The sequence below is a fragment of the Amycolatopsis sp. NPDC031561 genome (assembly GCF_055580625.1).
This window is the reverse complement of record NZ_JBVILA010000021.1, coordinates 74,552-101,126: the sequence shown is the minus strand read 5'-3', so window position 1 is coordinate 101,126 and position 26,575 is coordinate 74,552. Positions and strand designations below refer to the sequence as shown.

The following is a 26,575-nucleotide window of genomic DNA, read 5'->3' as shown; positions in this document are numbered from 1 at the left end:
GCCGCGGGGATGTCAGGAAAGGGGCTTTCAGGACACTTTTCGTCATGAAAGCCCCTTTCCTGACACTGGGGCAGGCAGCCGGGGTCAGGCCAGCTTGCGGAAGAACGCGCGGATGTCGCCCAGCAGCAGGTCCGGCGCGTCCTGGGTCGCCCAGTGGCTGCCGCGGTCGAATTCCTGCCACGAAACGATGTTCGTGTGGTCGCGGTCGGCGAAGCGCCGCAGCGGCCGGAAGTCGTAGGCGAAACTCGCCAGTCCGGTCGGCGCGGTCGTCGGCTCGCTCGGGTGCTCGGTGTGCTTGTCCTCGTAGTAGAACCGCGCCGCCGAGGCCGCCGTGTTCGTCAGCCAGTACAGCGTGGCGTTGGTGAGCACGTGGTCGTCGCTCGTCCCCGACAGCAGTTGCGCACTCCAGGCCAGCTGCCCGGTCGGCGAGTCGGCGAGCGCGTGCGCGAGGTTCTGCGGCGCGCTCTCCTGCAGCTTCGCGTAGCCGGACATGTCGTCGTTGAAGGTCTGGAGGAACTGCATGTACTCCAGTTCCTTCTCCGTCATGCCCTCGAACTCCGCGGGGTCACCACTGGGGAAGGAGAACAACTGCGTCACGTGCACCCCGACGACGTGCTCGGCGTCGACGCGGCCGACCTCGGGGGCGACGAAGGATCCGGCGTCGTTCCCGTGGGTGCCGTAACGCTCGTAACCCAGCCGCCGCATTAGCTCGGCCCAGGCGCGGGCGGTGCGGTACCGGTTCCAGCCCTTCTCGCGGGTGGCGCCCGAGAAACCGAACCCGGGCAGCGACGGGATGACCACGTGGAACGCGTCGGCCGGATCGCCGTCGTGCGACCGCGGGTCCGTCAGCCGGTCGATCAGGTCGAGGTACTCGAAGACCGAGTTCGGCCAGCCGTGCGTCAGGATCAGCGGCGTCGCGTCGGGCTCCGGCGAGCGGACGTGCAGGAAGTGGATGTTCTGCCCGTCGATCTCGGTGGTGAACTGCGGGTACTCGTTGAGCTTGGCCTCCCACTTCCGCCAGTCGTAGCCGTCACGCCAGTAGGCGACCAGGCGCTGTACGTAGTCGAGGGGCACGCCGTACTCCCAGCCCGGCGTGACCGGTCCACGCTGCACCCCGTCGGTGACCTGATCGGCGGGCAGCTCGTTCGCCCACCGGACCCGCGCGAGGCGGTTGGCCAGATCGTCCAATTCGGACTGCGGGACGTCGATGCGGAAGGGTCTGATCTCGGTGTTCTCGTTCATGAGACCAAGGTAAGCTCCTATTAGGAACATGGCGTTCCTAATAGGAGGGCAACCTGAAAATATGTTGGACACTTCGGCTCGACTGCTCCGTTTGCTCTCCCTCTTGCAAACACCCCGTGACTGGACCGGCACTGAACTGGCGGAACGCCTCGAAGTGAGCTCCCGGACGATCCGCAACGACGTCGAGCGGCTGCGCGGGCTCGGCTACCCGGTGAACGCGACCCGGGGCTCCGTCGGCGGCTACCGGCTCGGCGCGGGCGCCGAACTGCCGCCGCTGCTGCTGGACGACGAGGAGGCCGTCGCCGTCGCGATAGGACTCCGCACGGCGGCCGGCGGCACCATCGCGGGCGTCGAGGAGACGTCGTTGCGCGCGCTCGCGAAACTGGAGCAGGTGCTCCCTTCACGGCTGAGGCGCCGCGTCAACGCGTTGCAGGCGTACACGATCCCCGTGCCCAGGGACGAGCCCGGCCCGAGGGTCGACGCGAAGACGCTCACCGTGCTGACGGCCGCCTGCCGAGACCACGAGCAGCTGCGTTTCGGCTACCGGGCCCACGACGGGTCGGAGAGCGTCCGCAAGGTCGAGCCGTACCGCCTGGTCAACTGGGGACGCCGCTGGTACCTCGTCGCGTGGGACCTCGACCGCGGCGACTGGCGCACCTACCGCGTCGACAGGCTGACCCCGCGCGTCCCGATCGGACCCCGGTTCACCCCGCGCGATCTGCCCGAGGACGTTACGGACCGGGTGCGGCGCGGTGTCTCGTCCGCCGCTTGGCGCCATCGGGCCGACGTCACCGTGCACGCGCCCGCCGACGAGGTGACCGCGCGGATCAACCCGGCCGTCGGCACGGTGGAGGCCGTCGACGCGAGTACGTGCGTGCTGCACACCGGCGCCGACAGCATCGAGACCCTGGCCGTCCACTTGGGACTCCTCGGGTACCCGTTCACCGTCGAAGGGCCGCCGCAATTGGTCGACTACTTGTGGACTTTGGCCGATCGATACCGCGACGCCGTCGGCTAGTGCGCGAAAGTCGTCAGGAACCGGTCCCGGAACGTGTGCATCGGCCAGACGGTCGCGTTCCGGTCCGGGTTCAGGCCCTCCTGCCAGTTCCAGCCGGCGATCTTGCCGAGGACGGCCTTGTCCCGCGTGACGACGGTGATCGGGACGTCGCGATCCGCGCCCTCGCCCGCGACGATCGGGTTCGGCTGGTGGTCGCCCAAGAACACCAGGACGAGATCGTCGTCGCCGTAGGTCTCCACGTACGAGATGAGCGAGTTCAGCGAATAGGCGATCGAGTCGCCGTACGCGCCGCGCACCTTGGCCGGGTCGGTGAACACCTCGTCGGGCGTTTTCCCTTGCGAGGGCATGGGGTGGTAGATCGAACCGTCGCCGACGGCGTCCCAGCCGACCATGCGGGGGAGCGGGGTCCACGGCCAGTGACTGGTGACGAGATCGATCTCCGCCATCAGCGGAGGGTGGTCGGCCTTCGCGCGTTCGGCGCGCTGGAAGGCCGAAAGCGTGAACTGGTCCGGCATCGTGGCGTAGGAGAACGGCGGGCCGTGGTAGCCGATGCCGCGTGAGTCGTAGTAGCGGTCGTAACCGTAGACCTTGCCCTCCGGCCAGTCCTCGGTGTGCGCCGGGACGACACCGACGGTTTCCCAGCCCGCGCGTTTGAACGCGCCGCCGAGGGTGAACCGGTCGGTCTTCACGAAGTCGTCGTAGCGGTGCTGACTGTCCACCCAGACCCCGGACTGGAACGTGGAGTGCGCCAGCCAGCTTCCCGCGCTCGTCGTCGGTGACGTCAGGAACGCGCTGCGCGAGCCGTATCCGGCGTTCTTCAGCCGCGTGGTCCCGGCGTCGAGGACCGCGTCGACCTTGGGCGCGATGTCGGAGTCCTGGACGGCCACCCGCCCGTAGCTCTCGATAAAGGTGAACAGGACGTCCTTGCCCCGCAACGCGTTCAGCAGCCCGGACGGCGGAGTGTCGCGAAAGGCGTCGACGGCGACTTCTTCGGCGAAGGACTCCCGGTCCCGGATGCCTGCTCGCACCTGGCGGAGGTCGTCGTAGGCGAACGCGACCGCGCTGCGCGACGCGAGCGGCTGCCCGGGCGCGAGCTGCGCGCCGAACAGCGCGCACCCGATCCAGACCACGCTGAGCACGGCGACCACCCGGGTCGACGCGGTGCGGCGTCCGGCCACCACCCGGCTCAGCCGCAGCGTCGCCAGCGCCATCAGCACGATCACGGCCACGGCCAGCAGGGTCAGCCCGGCGAAGGACGCGATCGCGCCCGTCCGGCCGATCGACGTGCCGAGCAGGTCGACGCCGTTGCCGAGCACACCCCAGTCGAACACCGGGTTGAACCGCCGGTCCAGCGCGAGCCCGAACCCGATGTCGATGGCCTTGACGACGGTCAGTAGTCCGAGGACCGCGCCGGCGGACACCGCGACGGTCCGCCGGGCCCCGTCTCGCAGCATGAGCACGACCGCCACCCCGAGCAGCGCCTCGACCGGCAGCCGCACGAACGCCTCCGGCGTCAGCCTGTCGAGGTCGTTCGGCGCGAGCAGGGCGAACAGCACGAGGACCGCGGAGAGGGTGGTCACCGCGCTGGACGCGATTTCGCGGGCGGCCGTCCGGTCGCCCGGCAGGCCCACGAGGGCGGGAGGCGTGAAAACCGACAACGCAGGTTCCTTCCGGGGGGCAGCCTTCATCCGGTTACACGGAACGCGGGACCCGGCGGTTCAAAGCTCGGTAGTCTGCGCCGGTGAGTGACGAGATCTGGGCGGCCCTCGGTGCGACGACCCTCGACGAGGTAAAGCGGCGAGCCGCGATCATCGACGCGATCACCGAGATCGAGCCGGTCGAGGTGGACGGCGCGGTGCGGTTCGCCTGGAACGACAGCGGCGGGCAGTCGGCCGTCTGGTATTTCACACCGGACGAACGCGCGCTGTTGCTGACCTTCGACCACGAGTCGGACTTGAACCTGTTCGCCGAGGAGGACTACTCGGTGCAGGAGGCGCTCTATGGCGGCGTCCCCCAAGAGCTCGTCGCGTTGGTGCGTGACCGGCCCGAGAACTACGAGTCCCTGAACCTCGTCGACGCGGAGACGGGAGCGACGATCCTCTACGCCGGAGGCGTGTTCTGGTTCGACGGCGAGCGGTGGACGCAGGCCGAAGGCTTCCTCGACCACTGCCGCCGGGAAGGCCTGGATCCGCTGAGCGAGTCCGGGTTCTCCTACTGCCTCGGTGAGTACCGGTTCGGCGAGGAGTTCACCCCCGAGGTGGTCGTCGAGGACCGTGCTGCCGATGGCTACTACGAAGACGACGCCGAACGGGAGAAGGCGCTGACCGAGATCCGGGAGATCTTCTCGCGGCTCGGCTGACTTCGCTCAGCGGACGATCTTGGCCCGGCTGTGGCACCGTTTCAGGAATGAGCTTGCTCCTGGGTCCCCTGCTGAGACACGTCGACGAGACATCGGCGACGGTGTGGGTCGAGACCGGTACCGCGAGTGAGGTCGAAGTCCTCGGCACCACCGCGAGGACGTTCGAGGTCCGCGGCCACCACTACGCCTTGCTGGTGCTCACCGGGCTCGAACCCGGCACCCGCACCGAATACGAAGTGCGCGTGGACGGCGAGAAGGTGTGGCCGGAGCAGGGATCGGAGTTCCCGCCCAGCGTCATCCGGACGCTGCCGGAGAACGAGACCCGGGTCCGGCTCGTGTTCGGTTCCTGTCGCAAACCGCACGACGGCGACGTCTACGGTCCGGATGCGCTGGCCGCGTACGCCCGCCGGATGGCCGACGGCGAGGAAACCGATTGGCCGCAGGCACTGCTGATGCTCGGCGACCAGGTCTACGCCGACGAGACCACCGATGAAACGCAGGAGTGGCTCAAGCAGCGCCGGGACACCTCGAAACCGCCGGGTACCGAGGTGATGGACTTCGAGGAGTACACCCACCTCTACTTCGAGGCGTGGGGCGAACCGGCGATCCGCTGGCTGCTCTCCACCGTGCCGACGTCGATGATCTTCGACGACCACGACGTCCGCGACGACTGGAACACCTCGTACACCTGGCAGCGGCAAATGCGCGCGCAGCCGTGGTGGAAGGAGCGCCTGCGCGGCGCGATCATGACCTACTGGGTCTACCAGCACCTCGGGAACCTCGGCCCCGCCGAACTCGCCGAAGACGAAACCTTCCAGAAGGCGATCACCTCCGGCGGCGACAACGCCGAGTTGCTCGTCGCATTCGCCGACGAGGCCGACAACGAACGCGACGGCACCAAGGGCGCGCGCTGGAGTTACCGCCGCGACTTCGGCGGCGTGCGGCTGCTGGTCATCGACAGCCGCGCGGGCCGGATCCTGGCAGGCGGCGCCCGGTCGATGGTCGACGACGACGAGTTCGACTGGATCGAGGAGAACGCCGCCGAGGCCTGTGACCACCTGCTCATCGGGTCTTCGCTGCCGTGGCTGCTGCCGCCGGTCATCTCCCACCTGCAATCCCTCAACGAGCGCGCCTGCAACCGCCCCGGGTGGCGCGGCAGGCTCGCGGAGAAGATCCGGCAGGCCGCCGACCTCGAACACTGGGCGGCGTTCCGGGCGTCGTTCGAGCGGCTCTCCGCGATGATCGCCCGCGAGGGGCGCAAGGATGATCCGCCCGCGACCATCGCGGTGCTCTCCGGCGACGTCCACCACGCGTACATCGCTGAAGCGCGGTACCCCGAACCGGTGACTTCGACCGTTTACCAGCTCACCTGCTCCCCGGTGCACAACGCGATGCCGCGGCCGCTCCGGCTGGCCTTCGCCGCCACCTGGTCGAGGCGGGTGGCGGCGATCGCGCGCGGCTGGGCACGCCGGGGCGGTGTCGGACCAGATCCGCTGACCTGGGACAAGGTGTCCGGTCCGCATTTCGGCAACGTGATCGCCACGGTCGACGCCGACGGCCGCTCCGCCGTCACGACGATCGAACAGGCCACCGGTGACGGTCTGGTGAAGGTGGGCGGGCAGAGGCTGGCTTGAGCCGATTCCGCGCTCGGTAATATCGCCCCGTGACCACCTCTGCCGAAACACTCGAGTTCCAGTCGGAGGCACGTCAGCTGCTTCAGCTGATGATCCACTCGATCTACTCGAACAAGGACACCTTCCTTCGCGAACTGGTGTCCAACGCCTCCGACGCACTGGACAAACTCCGTCTCGAAGCCTTCCGCGACAAGGAACTCCAAGCGGATACCGACGATCTCCACATCGAGATCGACACCGATTCCGAAAACCGCACCCTCACCGTGCGGGACAACGGAATCGGGATGAGCCGGGACGACGTCGTCGCGTTGATCGGCACGATCGCGAAATCCGGCACCGCCGAATTCCTGAAGAAGCTGAAGGAAACCAAGGATTCCGCGGCCTCGCAGGACCTGATCGGCCAATTCGGCATCGGGTTCTACGCCAGCTTCATGGTGGCCGACAAGGTCACGCTGCTGACGCGCCACGCGGGATCGGACGAGGGCGTCCGATGGGAGTCCGAGGGCGAAGGCACGTACACCATCGAGACGGTCCCGGACCTGCCGCAGGGCACGTCGGTCGTCCTGCACCTCAAGCCCGAGGACACCGAAGACCAGCTCTTCGACTACACCTCGGCCACGAAGATCAAGCAGATCGTCAAGAAGTACTCGGACTTCATCACCTGGCCCATCCGGATGACCGAGGGCGAAGAGGTCGTCACGGTCAACTCGATGAAGGCACTGTGGGCCCGCTCCTCCAGCGACGTCACCGAAGACGAGTACAACGAGTTCTACAAGCACGTCGCGCACGACTGGAACGACCCGCTGGAGACGATCCGGCTCCAGGCCGAGGGAACCTTCGAGTACCAGGCGCTGCTGTTCCTGCCGGGGCACGCGCCGCTCGATCTGTTCATGCGGGAGCGCAAACGCGGCGTCCAGCTGTACGTGAAGCGTGTCTTCATCATGGACGACTGCGAAGCGCTGATGCCGGAGTACCTGCGCTTCGTGAAGGGTGTCGTCGACGCGCAGGATCTCTCGCTCAACGTCTCGCGCGAGATCCTGCAACAGGACCGGCAGATCCAGCTGATCCGCCGTCGCCTGGTCAAGAAGGTCCTCTCGACGGTCAAGACCTTGATGGCCGACGAGAACCCGTACAAGTACGAGACGTTCTGGAAGGAGTTCGGCCGCGCCGTCAAGGAAGGCCTGCTGGACGACCACGAGAACCGCACCGCGATCCTCGACATCTGCTCGTTCGCGTCGACCAACGACCCGGAGAAGCTGACGTCGCTGCGTGAGTACGTCGAGCGGATGAAGGACGGCCAGGAGCACATCTACTACCTGACCGGCGAGTCGCGGCAGAGCATCGAGAACTCCCCGCATCTGGAAGCCTTCCAGGCCAAGGGGTACGAGGTGCTCGTGCTCACCGACCCGATCGACGAGATGTGGGTCGACGCGGTCTCCGGGTATGAGGAGAAGCAGTTCCAGTCGGTCGCCAAGGGCGAGGTCGAACTCGACGAGACCAGCGACGAGCAGAAGGAAGAGTTCTCCGGGCTGCTGACCTGGCTGACGACTTCGCTCGCGGAGCAGGTCAAGGAGGTCCGGCTCTCGACGCGGCTGACGACGTCGCCCGCCTGCATCGTCGGCGACACGAACGACGTCACCCCGACGCTGGAGAAGATGTACCGCGCGATGGGCCAGGAAATGCCGCAGATCAAGCGGATCCTGGAACTCAACCCGGGCCACCCGCTGGTCGCCGGGCTGCGGTCCTCGTTCGCCGAGAAGGGTGAGTCCGAAGGGCTCGCGGAGACCGCGGAACTGCTCTACGGCATGGCTTTGCTCGCCGAGGGCGGGGAACTGGGCGACCCGGCCCGCTTCACCAAACTCCTGGCCACGCACCTCCAGAAGACCCTGTAGTAAGCGCGTGAAGGCCCCCTTCCCTCGGCTCAGCCGAGGGAAGGGGGCCTTCACGCGGGTTCAGGGCCGGGTCCGCCAGAGCACCAGGATGAAGTACGGCGTCCCGACCATCGCGATGACCAGGCCGGCGGGGATCTGGGCGGGCGCGATGACCGTCCGCCCGAGGGTGTCCGCGACGCTCACCAGCAGTGCCCCGAGCGCCGCCGCCACCGGGACGATCCGGCCGTGCCGCCCGCCGACCAGCGACCGCGCCAGATGCGGCGCGACCAGCCCGACGAAGACGACCACGCCGATCGCGGACACCGCGGTGGCCGCCAGGATCCCGGAAGCCCCCAGGATCACCAGCCGCGACCGCTCGATGCGCATCCCGAGCACCTGCGGCGTGTCCTCGTCGAGGGCGTGCAGGTCCAGTTCGCGGTGCTTGAGCCACAGCAACGGAGTCAGCGCGATCAGGGCCAGCGCCACCGGCGCGACCTGCTCCAGCGTGCGGCCGTAGGTCGACCCGGAAAGCCAGGTCAGCGCCTTGGCCGAGTTCCACGGGTCGGAGACCACGATCAGCAGCGTGATCAGCGCCATCCCGGCCGACCAGACCGCGATGCCGATGATCACCAGCCGGTCCGAATCCAGCCCCGACCGCCAAGCCAGCCCGTAGACCAGCAGGAACACCACGGTGGCACCGGCGCCCGCGGCACCCGCGATCGCCCAGGCGCCCGCCACCGGGACGACGGTGATCAGCGTGATCGCGCCGAGCCCGGCGCCCGCGGTGATGCCGAGCAGTCCGGGTTCGGCGAGCGGGTTGCGGCTGACCGACTGGATCCCGCAGCCGGACACCGCCAGCGCGGCACCGGCGAGCAGCGCGGCGAGGACGCGCGGAAGCCGTTGGTCCAGCACGAAGGTGAGCGCCGTCCCGGTGTTGCCGGTGACCCAGTTCATCAGGTCGCCGAGCAGCACCATCCGGTCACCGAACATCATGCCCGCCACGGGGATCACGGCGAGCAGCGCGACCAGCACGACGGAGATCAGCACGAGCCGCCGGGTCGAGCCGGCCACCCCGACGCGTCCCGCCGGAGCCGGACGGCGCGAGCCACTGCCCCGGCCGCGCCGGGCCAGCCACACCATCACCACGGCGCCGATGATCGTGGTCACCACCCCGGTCGGCACCCGCACCGCGGCGGCCGAGCCCATGATCGCCCGCAGGACGACGTCGGCGCCGAGCACCGTCACCACACCGACCAGTCCGGACACCGGCAGCAGCACGCGATGTTTCGCGATCGGCAGCAGCAGCTTCGTGATCACCGGCGCGCTCAGCCCGACGAACCCGACCGGTCCGGCGACGGTCACCGCCGCCGCGGTCAGCGCGACGGTCAGCACGATCGCGCCGATCCGCGTCCGGCGGACCCGCAGGCCGAGCACGGTCGCGTTGTCGTCGCCGAGGGCGAGGACGTCGAGTTTGCGGCCCATCGCGATCAGCGCCACGACGGCGATCACCACGATCGGCGTCATCTGGCCGGTCGCCCGCAGATCGGACACCGTCAGGGAGCCGCTGCCCCAGGCGAACAGGCCGGACGTCTCCTGCTCGAACAGGAGCAGCAGCAGGATGGTCACCGACTGGAGCGCCAGCAGCACCGCCGAACCGACGAGCACCAGCCGCGGACTCGCCGAACCGCCGCCCGCCAGGCCGAGCACGACGACGGCCGCGGCGAGCCCGCCCGCGAACGCCGCCCCGCCGACCGGCACGAGCGGCAGCGAGAGACTGAACGCGGAAATGGCCACCACGGCGAAATGCGCGCCCGCGTTGACCGCGAGCGTGTCGGGCGAGGCGAGCGGGTTCCGCGCCACGGACTGCATTCCCGCGCCCGCGACACCCAGCGCGACGCCGAGCAGCAGCGCGGCGAGCAGCCGGGGAACACGCGAACCCTCGAGTACCGCGAGGGTTTGCGCGTCCCCCTGGCCGAAGATCGCCTTCACCACGTCCAGCGGGCCGGACGTCGAGGTGCCTTGGGTCAGGTGGATGCCGGCGAGGACGACGATCAGCGCGACCAGCCCGGCCGACACCACCGCGGTGCGCACTGCTTGCGGCGCCCGGACTTCTTTCGGCATCAGGCGGTGAGGGCCTTCACGATCTGGTCGGCGGTGAAGATGATCGACTTCGGGCCGCCGAAGGTCCACGTTCCGGACTCCAGTTTGTGGATCTTCTTCGACACCACGAAAGGCAGCCGCTGGTAGACGGCGTTCTGCGCGAGCCCGGTGGTGAAGACGTCCTCTTCGGACGCGCTGTAGAACAGGACGGTCTTCGGGTCGCTGATCGCGGTCAGGCCTTCGACGTCGGTCTGGCCGAGACCCCACTGCGGGTCGACCTGGCCGGTCCAGACGTTCTTCGCGCCGACGGCCTCGGCGGTGTCGGAGACCAGCGAACCCTTGCCGAACGGGCGGATGCTGACGGTGCTGCCTTCGAGGTAGGCGTCGGCCATCAGGAACGGGGTGCCCGTGGCGCCCTTGGCCTCGACGGCCTTCTTGCCTTCGGCGAGCTTGGCGTCCATTTCGGACAGTTGCTTGCCCGCCTCGGCCTCCTTGCCGACCGTCTTCGCGATCAGCTTGAAGTCCTCGCGCAGGCGGTCGAAGTTGCGGCTCGCGTCACTGGTCTTGGTGACCACGACTGGGACGTACTTCTCGATCTGCGGCACCAGGGGCGAGTCGCGCTCCTCGGCGATGATGACGACGTCGGGGTTCAGCCCGACGATCGCGTCGACGCTGGGCTCGTTGCGCTTGCCGACGTCCTTGACCTCGGCGGTCAGCGGAACGGCCTTGTCCCAGACGTTGTAGCCCGCGACGTCCGCCGCGCCGACCGGCATGACACCGAGCGAAGCGACCATCTCGGCCTCTCCCCACTCGAGCGCGACGACGCGCTTGGCGGGGGCCTTGAGCGTGACGGCCTTGCCGCGCGCGTCGGTCACCGTGACCGGTCCGGTCGCGGCGGCGGACTCGCTAGGCGCGGCCGAGGGGACCTCGGTGGTACCGCAGGCGGACAGCAGCAAAGCCGCCGTCGCGACGAGGACGGCGGGGGTCAGCAAACGCATGGTTCTTCCTGCTTTTCTCAGGCGGGCCTGGGCGAATGCCGCCCGAGTGGCCTGCAGTGGATCGCGCCCGTCACCGGGTCGTTCGCGACGTGGACGGTGACGCCGTAGGCCTGGGAAAGGTGCTCGGTGGAGAGCACCTGCCCGATGTCACCCGTGGCCACGATGGTTCCCTCGCTCAGCAGCACGACCTCGTCGGCGATGATCGCCGCGTGGTCGAGATCGTGCAGCACCACACCGACCGCGACGCCTTCGTTGGCGAGATCGCGGACGACGTCGAGGATCTCGACCTGGTAGCGCAGGTCGAGATGGTTGGTGGGCTCGTCGAGCAGCAGCACCGACGTCTGCTGCGCGAGGCAGGACGCGAGCCAGACACGCTGGAGCTCGCCGCCGGAGAGTTCGTCGACCCCGCGCTCGGCCATCGGCGTTACGCCGGTCAGTTCCATCGCGCGGCGGATCGCGGTGGCGCCGTCGGTGTCGACCCCGCGCCAGCCCGAGCGGTACGGGTAGCGGCCGTAGGAGACGACGTCGCGCACGGAGACCCCGCTGGGGGTGGGCCGGTGCTGGGTCAGCAACGTGACCTGGCGGGCGAATTCCTTGCCGGACAACGCGTTCCCGCCCCAGACGGTGCGGTCGCCCAGTTGGACGGTGCCCTCGCGGGGCTTGTGCAGCCGCGCCAGCGAACGCAGGAGCGTCGATTTTCCGGAGCCGTTCGGGCCGACCAGTGCGGTCACCGTCCCGGCGCGCAGCGACAGGGACACGCCGTCCACCACGGCCCGCTCTTGGTGCGCGAGCACCAGGTCATGGCCGGTGAGCAGCGCGTCTTCCGTAGACATGAGGGGAGCCTAACCTAATCGTGCGGTCAGGCCGATGTCGTGAGTGACACAGAGCGCGGGGTGATTGTCCGGTTACCGCAGGCGCCGGTCCAGAAAACGTCCAGTCGTCGTCCGTAGCCTTCCCGGCGAAGAAGGCGGGGGAGGACATGGAAGGTCTCTACAAACTGCTGTGGGACCGCGTGGAACACAACGCGCGGCAGGCGGTCGACGTCTATCTGAGCGAGGTGCCCGATTTCCGGGCGGCGGCCCGGATGGACGGGGCCCGCGCCTCGATGCTGGACTTCGCCGTCCTGCTCAGGCGCCGGGAGGTCGAACTCGCCGCCGACGGCGCGCCTTTCACGGGCGAGGATCTGGCGGTACTGGCCGCCTTCGGCGAGCAACGCGGCGCTCAGGGCGTTTCCACGGCCTCCGGGCGGCGTGTGCTCGATCTGCACGACGTGCTCACCCTGCGGGAGATCCACGAGGCGGCGGGCCTGCACGAGGTCGCTCACGTGACCGAGATGATCGGCTGGCTGCCCGGCAACGGTCTCGCCGGGCAGAACGCCTATCTCCGGGGCTTTCTGGCCGGGCAGCGACGCGGTACGCCGTTCGTCAAACGGGCGCGGGAACTCGCCGAGACACTGCTCGACGACAAGGCGGTGCTCCCCGGTCTCTCGGAAAGCCTCGGCCTGGGTTCCGCCGGCCGATACCTGATCACGGTCGTGCGGTTCTCCGGCGGTCCCTTGCCGTCGGAGGAACGGCGCGAGGAGATCATCGGCGCGTTGCTGAAACGCGTGCGGGTGCCGATGATCTGGCTCGAGCCAGGCGAACTGGTCGCCCTGTTCCCTTGTGAGGACCCCGAAACGGTGCGCGAACGCGCGCTGGGTCTCGTCCGGGAGTGCGCGGAGCTGACCGGGCGGTCCTGCGCGACAGGCTCGGCTTCCGGCCGGATCCGCGCGCTGCGGGACACCGCCGCGCTCGCCCGGCGGATCAGCCGGGTCGCGCCCGTCGAGGCCAGGCCGGGCAGGCTGCCCGTGATGACCGACGTCTTCGTCGAACTCGGTGTCTCCCGGTTGCCGCAGGTCGACGACTGGTTGCGCGGTATCGCGCGGCGGCTGGAAACCGGGCCCGATCTGGTGACCACGCTCGACGCCTACTACCGGCACGACATGAACCGGCTGAACACCGCCGGGGCGTTGCACATCCACCCGCGGACCCTCGACTACCGGCTCCGGCGGATCCGCGAACTCGCCGGGATGGACCCGGGCTCCTACCAGGGCGTCCGGGCGCTCGGCGCTGCCGTCGCCCGGACGCTCGCCGGCCGCTGGAACTGACGCGTCACGCCGCCCGCGCCGCTTCCCGCCTGCGCTTGGCCAGCCGCTTCCCGACGATCCCGTGCCGCGGCCCGAACAGGTACACCAGCGTGAACCCGGCGCCCTGCACCAGCACGATCATCCCGCCGGACGCGGTGTCGAGGTGGTAGCTCAGGTACAGCCCGGTCACTCCGGCGAGCACCGAGAACGACGGCGCGATCACGAGCATGCGGCCGAACCGGTCGGTCAGCAGGTACGCCGTCGCACCGGGGATGATCAGCATCGCCACCACCAGGATCACGCCGACCACCTGCAGCGCGACCACCGCGGTCAGCGCGAGCAGCCCCAGCAGCGCGGCACCGAGCAGCCGGGGGTTTAAGCCGATGGCGTGCGCGTGCGTGGGATCGAAGGCGTACAAGGTGAAATCGCGGCGTTTGAGCACCAGCAGGGCGAGCGTGATCACGCCGAGAACACCGATCTGGATCAGATCCGAGGTGTCGACGCCGAGCAGGTTGCCGAAGATGATGTGGTTCAGGTCGGTCTGGCTCGGCGTCACCGAAATCAGCACCAGTCCGAGCGCGAACAGCGTGGTGAACACGATGCCGATCGCGGCGTCCTCCTTGACGCGGCTGGTGTCGCGGACGACACCGATCAGCGCCACGGCGAGGAAACCGAAGACGATGGCACCCAGCGCGAACGGGGCACCGAGGATGTACGCGAGCACCACGCCGGGCAGCACCGCGTGCGAGACCGCGTCGCCCATCAGCGACCAGCCGATCAGCACGAGCCAGCAGGAAAGTACCGCGCAGACCGTCGAAGCGACCACCGTGGACGCGAGCGCCCGCACCATGAAGTCGTAGGAGAGCGGTTCGAGGAACAGGTCGTAGAGGCTCATGCCTACTCCTCGTAGTGGGTCGCTTTGCGCCGCATGAGCGGGCACTGTGTCGATGGTTCGCTCGCAAGCTCGCTCACGCGGGTTCTTCTTCCCGTTGCAGGACATCGAGTCCGAAGGCCAGCGCGAGGTTTTCCGGCCGGAGTACCTCGCCGGGGGAGCCGTGCGCGAGCACCTTGCGCATCAGCAGGATCGCTTCGTCGGCGAGGCCGGGAAGCGCGTGCAGGTCGTGGGTGGAGATGAGGACCGCGGCGCCGTCGGCCGCGAGTTCCTTGAGCAGCCGCGTGATCGTGGCTTCGGACCGCTTGTCCACCCCGGCGAACGGCTCGTCCAGCAGCAGGACGCGGGCGCCTTGGGCGATCCCGCGCGCGACGAACGCGCGTTTGCGCTGCCCGCCGGACAACTGCCCGATCTGACGTCCGGCGAGTTCGGTCAGTTCGACCCGCTCCAGCGCCAGTTCGACGGCCTCGTGGTCGGCGCGGCGCGGCCTCCTGGTGAAACCGAGATGTCCGTAGCGCCCCATCATCACGACGTCCCGCACCGACAGCGGGAACGACCAGTCGACGTCTTCGCTCTGCGGTACGTACCCGATCGCGCCGGTCTTGCGCGCGCGGACGGGCGGGCCGCCGTCGACCGACACCGTGCCGGAGTCCGGCCGGACCATGCCCATGATCGTCTTGAACAGGGTCGACTTCCCCGAGCCGTTCATCCCGATCAGCCCGCAGACGCGGCCGTGTTCGAGGGAGACGTCGACCCCGTCGAGGGCCAGGACCTCGCCGTAATGGACGGTGACGTCCTCGACGCGGATCGCGGCGCTCACGGCTTCGCTCCGGTGAGGGCGGCCACGATCGTCTTCGAGTCGTGGCGGATGAGGTCGAGGTAGGTCGGCACCGGGCCTTCGGGACCGGACAGGGAATCGACGTAGAGGACACCGCCGAACGCGGCACCGGTCGCGGAGACGACCTGGCGCATCGGGGCGTCGGAGACGGTCGACTCGCAGAACACCGCGGGGACCTTGTTCTCCTTGACGAACCCGATGGCGCGGGTGATCTGCTGGGGCGTGGCCTGCTGTTCGGCGTTGACCGCCCAGATGTACTGCTCGGTGAGACCGGTATCGCGCGCCAGATAGGAGAAAGCGCCCTCACAGGTGACCAGCGCGCGCTCGTTCCGCGGCAGCCCGCTCAGGGCGCCGGTCATCTCGTCCTGGACCGCCTGCAGTTTCGCCTTGTAGGCGTCACCGTTGGCCTTGAACACGGCGGCGTCTCCGGAGGAAACCTCGCTGAACGCCTTGACCATGTTGTCGACGTAGATCCCGACGTTCTTCGGCGACATCCACGCGTGCGGGTTCGGCTTGCCCTGGTAGGAGTCTTCGCCGATGGCGATGGGCTCGACGCCTTCGCTGACCACCTTGTGCGGCGCGTCGCTCTCCGAGACGAACCGCGCGAACCAGGCCTCCAGGTTCAGCCCGTTGTCGAGGATCAGATCGGCCTTCGCGGCCTTCTTGATGTCGTCCGGGGTGGGCTCGTAGCCGTGGATCTCGGCGCCGGGTTTGGTGATCGACTCGACCCTGAGCTTGTCGCCCGCGACGTTCGAGGCGATGTCCGCCAAGACCGTGAACGTGGTCAGCACCACGGGCCGCTTGTCGTCCTGTCCGCCTGCGGGTCCCCCGCAGGCGGACAGGACGAGCGCGGTCACCGCCAGCGCGCAGACGGTCTTGAACGGATTCGCCATCCCGTGAGTCTAGAGTTCGGTATGCCGAACTTCCAACTCTCGTGTGCCTTAAATCTCGGTCGCGGTGCGGTCGCGTTCGCGCACGGTCTCCAGGAGTAGCTGGGACACGTCGCGCACGGTGACGTTCTCGCCACGCTGCTCACTTTGCCGCTGCACGAGACCGTCGTTCAGCATCACGCGGCAGAACGGGCAGCCGGTGACGATGGTTTCGGCGTCCGTGCCGAGCGCTTCGTCGACGCGTTCGAGGTTGATGCGCTTGCCGATCTGCTCCTCCATCCACATCCGCGCGCCACCGGCGCCGCAGCAGAGCGAGCGGTCGGCGTGCCGGGGCATCTCGCTGAGCGTGGCGCCGGTCGCGCCGACGAGTTCGCGCGGCGGCTCGTAAACCTTGTTGTGGCGGCCGAGGTAGCACGGGTCGTGATAGGTCACCGGGCCGGCGTCGACCGGTTTGACCGGGGTCAGCTTCTTGGCGCGGACCAGGCGGTTCAGCAGTTGCGTGTGGTGCAGGACCTCGTAGTTCCCGTCGAGTTGCGGGTATTCGCGGCCGAGCGTGTTCAGGCAGTGCGGGCAGGTGGTGACGATCTTGCGCGTCCCCGGTTCCCGGCCCTCGAAAACCGCGTTCAGCGTCTCGACGGTCTGCTGGGCGAGCATCTGGAAGAGGAACTCGTTGCCGGATCGGCGGGCCGGATCACCGGTGCAGGACTCGTCGGTGCCGAGGATCGTGTACTTGACCCCGGCCAGATGCAGCAGCTCCGCGGTGGCGCGGACGGTCTTGCGGGCGTTGTCGTCGAACGCGCCCGCGCAGCCGACCCAGTAGACGTACTCGACGTCGTCGGCGAGTTCGCCGTCGAAGATCGGTACCTCGAAGCCGAGGTCCTTGGTCCAGGCGAGGCGGTCGGAGTTGTTCTGGCCCCAGGGATTCCCCTTGGTCTCGAGGTTCTTGAACAGGACGCCGAGCTCGCTCGGGAAGGCGGACTCGATCATCACCTGGTAGCGGCGCATGTCGACGATGTGGTCGACGTGCTCGATGTCCACCGGGCACTGCTCGACGCAGGCGCCGCAGGAGGTGCAGGACCAGAGGACCTCCGGGTCGATGATGCCGAAGTCCTCCTTCTTGCCGACGAGCGGACGCTCCTGGGGCGGCTCCTTGCCGTCCAGGATGTAGGGCGCGCTGTCGAAAAGGTGGTCACGCAGATCCATGATCAAAAGTTTGGGGGACAACGGTTTCCCGGTGTTCCACGCCGGGCACTGCGACTGGCAGCGGCCGCATTCGGTACAGGTGGCGAAGTCGAGCATGCCCTTCCAGGTGAAGTCCTCGATCTTGCCGCGGCCGAAGGTGTCGTCCTCGCCCGGATCCTCGAAGTCGATCGGCTTGCCGCCGGACTCCATCGGCAGCAGCGGGCCGAGCGCGTCCGGGAGTCGTTTGGCGGTGACGTTGATCGGTGCCAGGAAGATGTGCAGGTGCTTGGAGTAGAGCACGATCGACAGGAACGCCAGCATGACACCGATGTGCAGCAGCAGCCCGACCGTCTCCAGCGGCTCGGTGACCGAGAGGCCGAGTGGCTCCAGGAGTTCGCCGACGCCGAGGGAGACCCACGCGCCCGACTCGTACGGGAAGACGCCGACCGCCGCCGACGCGCCGCGGAAGAAGAACATCGTCCAGATGACGTTGAAGATCATGAACAGGATCAGCCAGGCGCCGCCGGTGTGCGAACCGAAGAACCGGGACGCGCGATCCTTGCGTTCCGGGGCCTGGCGGATCCGGATGACCGCGAAGACCACGAGCGAGGCGACGACCGCGACGGCGATGAAGTCCTGCAGGAAACCCAGCACCGCCCAGTGCCCGATGAGCGGGATGTGGAAGTCGTGGTCGAACAGGGCGCCGTACGCCTCGACGTAGACCGAGCCGAGGATCACGAAGCCCCAGAACGTGAACAGATGCGCGAGCCCGGGGACGGACCACTTCAGCAGCTTGCGCTGCCCGAAGACCTCGGCCAGATGCGTTTTCGCGCGCACGGCCATGACGTCCGACCGTTTTTCGTCCGGCTGGCCGGATCGGATGAGTTTGGCGAGCCAGACGGCGCGGCGGGCGGCGAAAGCGAGACCGGCGACGGTGATGAGCAGGCCGAGGATGAGACGAACGAGCACGAGTCCTCCGGGGGAGAATCGGCTCAGTGAGAGCCGGTGTAGTACCGGCACGCCTTGCAGGCGTACCGCATTTTGGCCACTCGCCACCGTTTTCGGTAGGCCTCGAGATGTCCCGGCCGTGGCGGATGCACGCCGAGCCTGCGGAGACGGCGGATCCGCCGCCCCGCTTCGAAGAGTTCGGTCGCCAGGCCGAGGTAAGCGCGCCTGAGCGCGATACCGGGTTCCGCGGCGAGGTTGTCCCGGCAGAACCGGTGCAGCAGGGCGAGGTCGGGCAGGCCGGGCGTTGTCGAGCCAGGGAGGTGCTCGACAACGCCGAGTCCGGGATGTCCCACGGGGAGGGCGAATCCGGCCGGAAGTCCACAATGGACGCAGGTGAGCGTGCAGCTCAGGCATCGGGTGACGTGGCGGATCCGCCGTTCGCGCTGATCCCCGTCGATCACCTCGCGAACGTGCCACCCCATGGAGCCTCCCAAGACCGTGGTGTGTCCTGTGTCACTCTCAATACTGGAGAGTAGGGGGCGCCCCGGTGGCGCGACAGGTCCAACCGGATGGCTTCCGGGCGGCCGGTCGGCGTAACGCTCCGCACCCGCCCGGGCCTCGTGAGTGGCCCTGTCCCGCAATTAGAGGACTACTTGCGGCAGGGCGACGACCCGTGCGCACGCTTCCGCACACCGTGACCCACTCGTAGCCGAAAACGGCCCGCCGGGTGTCACGCGCTGGTTATAGTCCTGACCCGGGGTAATGGGGGAGGGAACGACGGCGATGGGCGGGTTCGTCACCGCGGCTCTGGGGTTTCCGGCCGTGCTCTTCAGCTTCCTGCTGATCGTGGTGATCGGCTATTGGCTGCTGGCACTGCTCGGCGCCTTCGGCATCGACGACTCAGTCGAATTCGGCGGCGGCGAAGGGCTCCTGGCGGGCTTCGGCGGGGTCCCACTGTCCATTTCGCTCTCCTTGCTGATCGCATTCACCTGGTTCGCCAGCCTGGCAGGAACGGTTCTTCTCGATGACTTGGAGCTTTCGACCCCTTCGAGGATCGGGTTCGGCTTCGGCGTGCTCGCCATCGCGCTCGTCCTCGGCACACTCGGGACGAGGGTGATCGTGGTGCCACTGCGCCGGGTGTTCGGTCCCGCGAAGGAACCGAGCCGGAGGGACTTCGTCGGTCGTGCCGCGGTCATCCGCACTTCGTCCGTCACCCACGACTTCGGCCAGGCCGAAGCCACCGCCGCCGACGGATCGTCGGCCATTGTGGACGTTCGGCAGGCGGGTCAAGGCAACCTGACGGCGGGGAGCCGCGTAGTTCTCTATGACTACGACTCCGAAGGCGAGTTCTTCTGGGTCGAGTCCTTGGACATCTGAAGCAGAAAAGGAACACTATGGGTGCCATCAGCGTGGGGGCCGGCGTTCTGATCGCCGTGATAGTTGTCATCCTCCTGGTCTTGCTCTTCACGATCACCAGGTTGTTCAAGAAGGTGCCACAGGGGAAGGCACTGATCATCTCGAAGGTCCGCCGGGTGGACGTCACCTTCACCGGTGCGATCGTCCTTCCGGTGCTGCACAAGGCCGAAATCATGGACACTTCGGTCAAGGCGATGGAAATCACCCGAACCGGCCGTGAAGGCCTGATCTGCCGGGACAACATCCGCGCCGACATCCGGATCTCGTTCTTCGTCCGGGTCAACAAGACCGTCGAAGACGTGATCAAGGTCGCGCAGGCGATCGGCACCGAACGCGCGAGCGACGAGGCGACGCTGCAGGAACTGTTCAACGCCAAGTTCTCCGAGGCGTTGAAAACCGTCGGGAAGCAGCTCGACTTCGTGGATCTCTACACCAAGCGCCACGAATTCCGCGACCAGATCATCCGTGTCATCGGCACCGACCTCAACGGCTACAGCCTCGAGGACGCGGCGATCGACTACCTCGAGCAGACGCCGATGTCGCAGCTCGATTCCGCGAACATCCTCGACGCGCAGGGTATCCGCAAGATCACCGAGCTGACCGCGATCGAGCACGTGCGCACCAACGAGTTCCGCCGCGGCGAGGAAAAAGAGATCACCCGCCAGAACGTGGACGCCCGCGAAGCGATCCTCGAACTGGAGCGACGGCAGGCCGACGCCGAGATCAAGCAGCGCCGCGAGGTCGAGACCATGCGTGCGCGCGAAGAGGCCGAGATCGCCAAGGTGCAGGCGGAAGAGCGGCTCAAGTCGCAGGCCGCCGATCTGCGCACGGACGAGCAGCTGGGCATCCAGCACCAGAACCAGCAGCGTGAGATCGAGGTCGCGGGCAAGAACCGTGAGCGCGTGATCGCCATCGAGAGCGAGCGCATCGAGAAGGACAGGCTCCTCGAGGTCATCGGCCGCGAACGCGAGACCGAGCTGTCCCGGATCGCCAAGGACAAGGAAGTCGAGACCGAGAAGCGGTCCATCGCCGAGGTGATCCGTGAGCGGATCGCGGTCGAGAAGACCGTGGCGGAGCAGGAAGAGAACATCAAGAAGCTCCGCGTCGTCGAAGAGGCGGAGCGTCAGCGCTCGGCCATCATCATCCGGGCCGAGGCGGAGGCGCAGGAAAGCCTCGTCAAGGACATCAAGGCCGCGGAAGCCGCCGAGGCCGCGTCGAAGCACAAGGCCCGCGAAGAACTGACGCTGGCCGAGGCGCGCCAGCAGACCGCCGAACTGGACACCCGCGCGAAGATCCGCCTGGCGGAAGGGATCCAGGCCGAGGAGGCCGCCATCGGCCTGGCCGCGGCGCAGGTCAAGGAACGCGACGCCGACGCGCTGGAGAAGGTCGGCCGCGCCGAGGCGATCGTCGAGCGCGAGAAGGCGATCGTGCTCGCCGACGGGATGCGCGACAAGCTCAAGGGCGAGGCCGAAGGTCTCACCGAGAAAGCCGCCGCGATGGCCGCCCTCGACACCGCCAGCCGCCAGCACGAGGAGTACCGCCTGCGCCTGGAGGCCGAGAAGGAGATCCGGCTCGCCGCCCTCAACGTGCAGCGCGAGGTCGCCGAGGCACAGGCCACGGTGCTCGGCATCGGACTGGAGAAGGCCGACATCGACATCGTCGGCGGCGAGACGATGTTCTTCGAGAAGGTCATCGGCTCGATCGGGCTCGGCAAGAGCGTGGACGGGTTCGTCGAGCACTCGGACGTCGTCCAGACACTGGGGAAGTCGTGGCTCGACGGTTCAGGCAGCTTCACCGACGACCTGACCAAACTGGTCGGCTCGGTGAGCACCGAGGACGTGAAGAACCTGACGCTGTCGGCCTTCCTGGCCAAGCAGCTGCAGGCGGGCGGCCCGGACAGCGACAAGCTGCGTGAGCTGCTGTCGATGGCGCAGCGGCTCGGCCTCGCCGACCAGTCTGCCGCCGCCCTCGCCCCCGCGAAGCAGTGACGACGACCGAACCGGCGGCAGGAACGGAGCAGCTGGACGCGGGCACCTATGAGGTGCTCCGCGCCCGGCTCGCCGCACAGGCCGCCGAACTGGCGAAACGCGCGGACGAGCTCAACACCGCGCGGCTCGGGATCTTCGGCAGCGCGCAGCTCGCGCTGATCGGCACGGAACGGATCCGCACCGCGAACAACTGCGTGCCGCGGGACGTCGTTTCGGTCGGCGGGCGGATGTTGTTCGGCTACAACGTCTTCATCGGGCTCAAGCCCGAAACGACGGTCGACGACGTCTTCTCGCTGCACGGGTTCAGCCACGACGAAGAAGCCTTCCGCTTCGACGACGTGTCCGCCGAGGAGATCCCGGGGCTGCTGCGCGACGAGCAGTTCGTCCGCGACTTCGCCGAGCTGTACCGCTACTACCGGCAGGCGAAACTGCTGCAGCTGCGGCGGGTCGAGGGCAAGTTGCTCGCGGTGTTCCAGATCGGTCCGCGGACCGAGGACATCCGCGTGCTGCGCTGGGCGATCGCCGCCGACGGCTCGGTGTCCTATGTGGACAGCCGAGGCGAACGCGACCACGTCTTCCCGCCGTCGCACGACTTCGAATGGGTCGAGACCAGCCGCGAGCAGCACGTTCTCGGGCGGCACCCGCACATCTCGATCGAGGACGAGGTGTTCGTCGAGACCGTCGGTGGCAACCTGACGATCAAGGTCGAGAACAACACCGAGACCGGCGAGGGCGTCTACGCCGAACCGGTCGACGAACCGCTGCAGAGCCTCGCCGACGCCGAGGTCTCCTACGCCAGGATCGGCCCGCTGATCCTGCTGCGGATGCTGCCGTACAAGGAGACCGAGTACCGGTACCTGGTGTTCAACACGCGCACCCGGGACGTGGTGCGCCTCGACGGGATCGGGCAGGCGTGCCAGCGGCTGCCCGAGGACCACGGGATCATCTTCCCCGGCGGCTACTACCTCGACACGGGGATCAGCAAGACGTTCGACACCACCGTGGACGGTCTCGAATTCGAGCGCGTGATCCGCTCGCCCAACGGGGAGGACGTGCTCTACGTCTTCCACGCCAGGGCCGAGGGACGTTCGCTCCTCCTGCCGTACAACGTGATCCGCAAAGAGGTCTCGAACCCGATCCCGTGCCACGGGTACTCGCTGTTCGACGACGGCACGATGGTGCTGTTCCGGGCGATGTCCGACGAGCCGAGCCGGGTGCACCCGATGCAGGTGTGGCGGACGCCGTTCCAGTCGGATACTTACGCGGCGTCGCAGCCGGCCGGGACAGGGCCGCTGGAGCGGGTCGGCAACGCCGATCTGGTCCGCGGGATCTCGGACTGTCTTTCGATCGGCCGGATGGTCGGCGAGATGGCGCCGTCGGCCGCCGTGTTCGAGGCGCTGATCGCCGCGTGCGCGAGGGTCTTCGACCACTATCACTGGCTCGGCGAGACCGAACTCGGTGATCTGCGGTCGCCGCTTTCGGACGTCCGGGTCACCGCGGAGCAGGTGCTCGACGAGTTCGAGACGGTCACCTCGCTCACCGCGCAGGCGGCCGAAGCCGTCGAGGAGGCGGCCGCGGAAACCGCCTCTCTCGTGCGCAAGGTGCGCGGCGAGGCGCTGAACGCGGCCGACGCGTGGGTGCGCAGGCTCGCCGAGATGCACCGCGCGCGGGGACATCTCGTCACCGTGCGGGAACTGCGCTATGTCGACACCGACCGTGTCGACAAGTTGATCGCCGACCTCGACACGGAATTCGGCGAAGCCGCGCAGCGGGCCGTCCGGTTCCTGCAGGGCGAAGACGCGTTCACGAGCTACCACGCCGAGGTCGACAGGCTGATCGAGGCCGCGGGCGCGATCGCCACCGTCGCCGAGGCGGTCCCGGTCGCCGCGCAGCTGGACGAGCAGTCGGGCGGGCTCGAAGTCCTCACCGACGTCGTCGGCGGGCTGGAGATCGCGGACGCGGTGGTGCGGACGAAGATCCTCGAACGCGTCGGTGAGGTCATCGGCGGCGTCAACCGGGCTCGGGCCACGCTCGAGGCGCGGCGCAAGGAGCTGCTGGAGACCGAGGGCCGGGCGGAGTTCGCCGCCGAGTTCGCCCTGCTGGCGCAGGCCATCACCGGCGGGCTCGCGGTCGCCGACACTCCGGACCGGTGCGACGAACAGCTCGGCAGATTGCTGCTGCAGCTGGAAAACCTCGAATCGCGCTTCGGCGAGTTCGACGACTTCCTGGCTTCGCTAGGCGAGAAGCGCACGGACGTCTACGAGGCGTTCTCCTCGCGCAAGCAAGCGCTGCTCGACGAACGCGCACGCCGCGCGGACCGACTGGTCGATTCGGCGGGCCGGATCCTGTCGAGTGTGACCAGGCGGGTCGGCACGCTCGGTTCGGTCGACGAGATCAACACGTACTTCGCGTCCGATCCCATGGTCGCGAAGCTGCGCAGCGTCGTCGCCGAACTGCGTGACCTCGGCGACCAGGTGCGCGCCGAAGAGCTCGAAGGCCGGGTCAAGGCCGCCCGTCAGGAAGCGGGTCGAGCGCTACGCGACAGGCTCGACCTGTACGGCGAGGGCGGGGAGACGATCCGCCTGGGCCGCAACACCTTCGCGGTCAACACCCAGGACATCGACCTCACCCTGGTGCCGCACGACGGCGGGATGAAGTTCGCGATCACCGGGACCGACTACCGCTCGCCCGTGCGGGACGAATCGTTCGAGGCGACGCGGCCGTACTGGGATCAACTGCTGGTCTCGGAATCGCCCGACGTCTACCGCGCGGAGTACCTGGCCACGTCGATCCTGCTCGAAAAGCCCGACTTGCCGGACGCCGAGCTGCTGGAGGTCGTCCGGCGCGCCGCGGGGGACCGGTACGACGAGGGCTACGCGCGTGGCGTGCACGATCACGACGCCGCCGCGATCCTGTCCGCGTTGCTGCGCCTGCGGTCCGCCGCCGGACTGCTGCGCTACCCGCCCGCCGCGAGGGCGGCCGCTCAGCTGTTCTGGGCTTTCGGCGTCGAAGAGGCGGCGAAGTCCGCGTGGACGACGCGGGCCGCGTCGCTCGCGCGGGTGCGGGAGGCGTTCGGGCACACCACGGCGATCGACTCGCTGGCGCGGGAGTTCGCCGAGGCGATGACCGCTTTCGCCGCGTCGTCCGGACTGGCACTGGACCTCGAATTCGCCGGCGAGTACCTGTTCGAGGAACTGGCCGACGCGTCGCCGGGATTCGTCACCAGCGGCGGCGCGCGGACGCTGCTCGACAAGTTCCGGCTCGACCGCCGGAGCTTCGCCGAAGATCTCCGTGCCCTCGAGGACCTCGCCGACCGGCACCAGCTCGCCGAAGCCTGGCTGACGTCCTTTGTGGATTCAGCGGGCCTGCCGGGCGACGAACTGGCGGAGGCCGTCGCGATCGAACTGGCCGAACTGCCCCGGTACGATTCCTCGGCCGAGCTTTCGGCCACCGTGGACGGCCTGCTCGGCTCGCATCCGCGGATCGTCAACCGGTCCCTGACCCTGCGGCTCGACGAGACGCTGGCCAGGACGCAGCGATTCCGGCGTGACCGGGTGCCGGGTTTCCGGGCGTACCAGCGGCAGCGCAACGAACTCGTCGCGGCCGAGCGGGACAGGCTGCGGCTCGGCGAGTACAAACCGAAGGTGATGAGCGCCTTCGTGCGCAACAGGCTGCTCGACGAGGTCTACCTGCCGTTGATCGGCGACAACCTCGCCAAGCAACTCGGCGCGACCGGCGACGCCCGGCGCACCGACCAGTCCGGTCTGCTGCTGCTCATCTCGCCGCCCGGATACGGCAAGACGACACTCATGGAGTACGTCGCGAGCCGCCTCGGGCTGGTGTTCGTCAAGGTGAACGGGCCGGCGCTCGGGCACGACGTCACGTCGGTGGATCCGGCGGACGCGCCCAACGCGACCGCGCGGCAAGAGGTCGAAAAGATCTCGTTCGCGCTGGAGCAGGGCAACAACGTGCTGCTGTACCTGGACGACATCCAGCACACGTCGCCGGAACTGCTGCAGAAGTTCATCTCGCTGTGCGACGCGCAGCGGCGGATGGAAGGCGTCTGGGACGGCCGGACACGGACCTATGACCTGCGCGGCAAGCGGTTCGCCGTCTGCATGGCGGGCAACCCGTACACCGAGCAGGGCAAGCGCTTCCGGATCCCGGACATGCTCGCCAACCGTGCCGACGTGTGGAACCTCGGCGATGTACTGTCGGGCAAGGAAGAGCTGTTCGCGCTGAGCTACATCGAGAACTCGCTCACCGCGAACACCGTGCTGGCACCGCTGGTCTCACGCGAACGGTCCGATGTGGACGTTCTCGTGCGGCTGGCCCGCGGCGACGGCTCGGTGCGGGCGGATCAGCTGAAGCACGCGTACTCGGCGACCGAACTGGAGCAGATCCTCGCCGTGCTGCGGAAACTGATCCAGGTGCAGCGGATCATCCTGAAGAACAACCAGGCGTACATCGCTTCGGCGGCGCAGGCGGACGCGTCCCGGGTCGAGCCACCGTTCCAGCTACAGGGTTCGTACCGGAACATGAACAAGCTCGCCGGGCGGATCGTGCCCGCGATGAACGACGCCGAACTCGAAGCGCTGATCGACGACCACTACGCCGGCGAGGCGCAGACGCTGACCTCGGGCGCCGAGGCCAACCTGCTCAAACTGGCGGAATTGCGCGGACGGCTGAGCGCCTCGGAGGCGCAGCGGTGGGCGGACGTCAAGGCGGCTTATCTGCGATCGCAGGCACTCGGCGGGGACGACGAGGACCCGATGAGCCGGGCGGTCGGCGCGGTGGGCCTGCTGGCGGACCGGGTCGGTGCGGTGGAAGCGGCGATCGAGCGGGCTTCGGAACGGATGGTCGTGCGGGACGTGATGTAGGGGCTTGTGCGTTCTCGGTGGTCGGATTTCGGCTGCCGGGAACGCATTGCCGGAATTCGGCGACGCCTTGCGGTTGCGGTCGGTTCGCCGAGCCTTCATCGCCGGAAATCGACGACGCCTCACCGTGGCCGCATGATCGGAAACTGTCGGTGGCCGGTCGTATGTTGATCACGTGGACACACATAAAGCCACCC

General features: G+C 68.2%; 18 protein-coding genes. 8 read left to right on the top strand and 10 right to left on the bottom strand.

The genetic code is table 11. From position 1 onward, the window contains the following. Positions 1–84 precede the first annotated feature (84 nt). Complete coding sequence (locus ACZ5IK_RS32675) at positions 85–1,242, bottom strand: epoxide hydrolase family protein (RefSeq protein WP_465491224.1); 1,158 nt, start codon at positions 1,240–1,242, stop codon at positions 85–87. A gap of 61 nt (positions 1,243–1,303) precedes the next feature. On the opposite strand from ACZ5IK_RS32675, the gene ACZ5IK_RS32670 reads away from it, so the two are divergent. Continuing rightward, positions 1,304–2,260, top strand: a complete 957-nt coding sequence (locus ACZ5IK_RS32670) for a helix-turn-helix transcriptional regulator (protein ID WP_465491223.1) — start codon at positions 1,304–1,306, stop codon at positions 2,258–2,260. On the opposite strand, the gene ACZ5IK_RS32665 is transcribed toward ACZ5IK_RS32670, so the two are convergent. Then, entirely contained in the window at positions 2,257–3,918 is a 1,662-nt protein-coding gene (locus tag ACZ5IK_RS32665) for a sulfatase-like hydrolase/transferase (protein WP_465491222.1), read from the bottom strand. The genes ACZ5IK_RS32670 and ACZ5IK_RS32665 overlap by 4 nt on opposite strands. An 83-nt stretch (positions 3,919–4,001) precedes the next feature. On the opposite strand from ACZ5IK_RS32665, the gene ACZ5IK_RS32660 reads away from it, so the two are divergent. Genes ACZ5IK_RS32660 through htpG form a run of 3 tightly spaced genes read left to right on the top strand, consistent with a single transcriptional unit; the run spans position 4,002 to position 8,145 of the window. Beyond that, positions 4,002–4,619 carry a hypothetical protein gene (locus ACZ5IK_RS32660; protein WP_465491221.1) on the top strand — a complete coding sequence of 206 codons (618 nt, stop codon included), beginning with the start codon at positions 4,002–4,004 and terminating at the stop codon, positions 4,617–4,619. 47 nt (positions 4,620–4,666) lie between these two features. Then, on the top strand, positions 4,667–6,253 hold the full coding sequence (locus ACZ5IK_RS32655) for an alkaline phosphatase D family protein (protein ID WP_465491220.1): 1,587 nt from the start codon (positions 4,667–4,669) through the stop codon (positions 6,251–6,253). A gap of 29 nt (positions 6,254–6,282) precedes the next feature. After that, positions 6,283–8,145 carry a molecular chaperone HtpG gene (gene htpG, locus ACZ5IK_RS32650; RefSeq protein ID WP_465491219.1) on the top strand — a complete coding sequence of 621 codons (1,863 nt, stop codon included), beginning with the start codon at positions 6,283–6,285 and terminating at the stop codon, positions 8,143–8,145. A gap of 60 nt (positions 8,146–8,205) precedes the next feature. Here the strand turns inward: htpG and ACZ5IK_RS32645 are convergent, their stop codons facing one another. The 3 genes from ACZ5IK_RS32645 to ACZ5IK_RS32635 are packed head-to-tail and all read right to left on the bottom strand — an operon-like array spanning position 8,206 to position 12,055. Continuing rightward, on the bottom strand, positions 8,206–10,245 hold the full coding sequence (locus tag ACZ5IK_RS32645) for an iron ABC transporter permease (protein WP_465491218.1): 2,040 nt from the start codon (positions 10,243–10,245) through the stop codon (positions 8,206–8,208). Further along, positions 10,245–11,222: an ABC transporter substrate-binding protein gene (locus tag ACZ5IK_RS32640; protein WP_465491217.1), complete on the bottom strand. Its 978-nt coding sequence runs from the start codon at positions 11,220–11,222 to the stop codon at positions 10,245–10,247. The genes ACZ5IK_RS32645 and ACZ5IK_RS32640 overlap by 1 nt, the downstream gene beginning before the upstream one ends. A gap of 17 nt (positions 11,223–11,239) precedes the next feature. Further along, complete coding sequence (locus ACZ5IK_RS32635) at positions 11,240–12,055, bottom strand: ABC transporter ATP-binding protein (protein ID WP_465491216.1); 816 nt, start codon at positions 12,053–12,055, stop codon at positions 11,240–11,242. 146 nt (positions 12,056–12,201) lie between these two features. Here ACZ5IK_RS32635 and ACZ5IK_RS32630 point away from each other — a divergent pair, with 146 nt between their 5' ends. After that, positions 12,202–13,368: a PucR family transcriptional regulator gene (locus ACZ5IK_RS32630; RefSeq protein WP_465491215.1), complete on the top strand. Its 1,167-nt coding sequence runs from the start codon at positions 12,202–12,204 to the stop codon at positions 13,366–13,368. A 4-nt stretch (positions 13,369–13,372) separates the two neighbouring features. On the opposite strand, the gene ACZ5IK_RS32625 is transcribed toward ACZ5IK_RS32630, so the two are convergent. The 5 genes from ACZ5IK_RS32625 to ACZ5IK_RS32605 form a co-directional block, all read right to left on the bottom strand. Beyond that, entirely contained in the window at positions 13,373–14,242 is an 870-nt protein-coding gene (locus ACZ5IK_RS32625; RefSeq protein WP_465491214.1) for a metal ABC transporter permease, read from the bottom strand. A 73-nt stretch (positions 14,243–14,315) separates the two neighbouring features. Beyond that, positions 14,316–15,059: a metal ABC transporter ATP-binding protein gene (locus ACZ5IK_RS32620; protein WP_410665896.1), complete on the bottom strand. Its 744-nt coding sequence runs from the start codon at positions 15,057–15,059 to the stop codon at positions 14,316–14,318. Next, positions 15,056–15,970, bottom strand: coding sequence for a metal ABC transporter substrate-binding protein (locus ACZ5IK_RS32615; RefSeq protein WP_465491213.1), 915 nt, complete (start codon positions 15,968–15,970; stop codon positions 15,056–15,058). The genes ACZ5IK_RS32620 and ACZ5IK_RS32615 overlap by 4 nt, the downstream gene beginning before the upstream one ends. 48 nt (positions 15,971–16,018) lie before the next feature. Continuing rightward, on the bottom strand, positions 16,019–18,118 hold the full coding sequence (locus tag ACZ5IK_RS32610) for a (Fe-S)-binding protein (RefSeq protein ID WP_465491212.1): 2,100 nt from the start codon (positions 18,116–18,118) through the stop codon (positions 16,019–16,021). A 23-nt stretch (positions 18,119–18,141) separates the two neighbouring features. Next, positions 18,142–18,579 carry a hypothetical protein gene (locus ACZ5IK_RS32605; RefSeq protein WP_101612738.1) on the bottom strand — a complete coding sequence of 146 codons (438 nt, stop codon included), beginning with the start codon at positions 18,577–18,579 and terminating at the stop codon, positions 18,142–18,144. A 301-nt stretch (positions 18,580–18,880) separates the two neighbouring features. On the opposite strand from ACZ5IK_RS32605, the gene ACZ5IK_RS32600 reads away from it, so the two are divergent. From ACZ5IK_RS32600 to ACZ5IK_RS32590, 3 genes are all read left to right on the top strand, one after another. Continuing rightward, positions 18,881–19,474 carry a hypothetical protein gene (locus tag ACZ5IK_RS32600; protein ID WP_465491307.1) on the top strand — a complete coding sequence of 198 codons (594 nt, stop codon included), beginning with the start codon at positions 18,881–18,883 and terminating at the stop codon, positions 19,472–19,474. 80 nt (positions 19,475–19,554) lie between these two features. After that, on the top strand, positions 19,555–21,501 hold the full coding sequence (locus ACZ5IK_RS32595; RefSeq protein WP_465491211.1) for a flotillin family protein: 1,947 nt from the start codon (positions 19,555–19,557) through the stop codon (positions 21,499–21,501). After that, entirely contained in the window at positions 21,498–26,381 is a 4,884-nt protein-coding gene (locus ACZ5IK_RS32590) for a DNA repair ATPase (RefSeq protein ID WP_465491210.1), read from the top strand. Before ACZ5IK_RS32595 ends, ACZ5IK_RS32590 begins: the two co-directional genes overlap by 4 nt. Positions 26,382–26,575 lie beyond the last annotated feature (194 nt).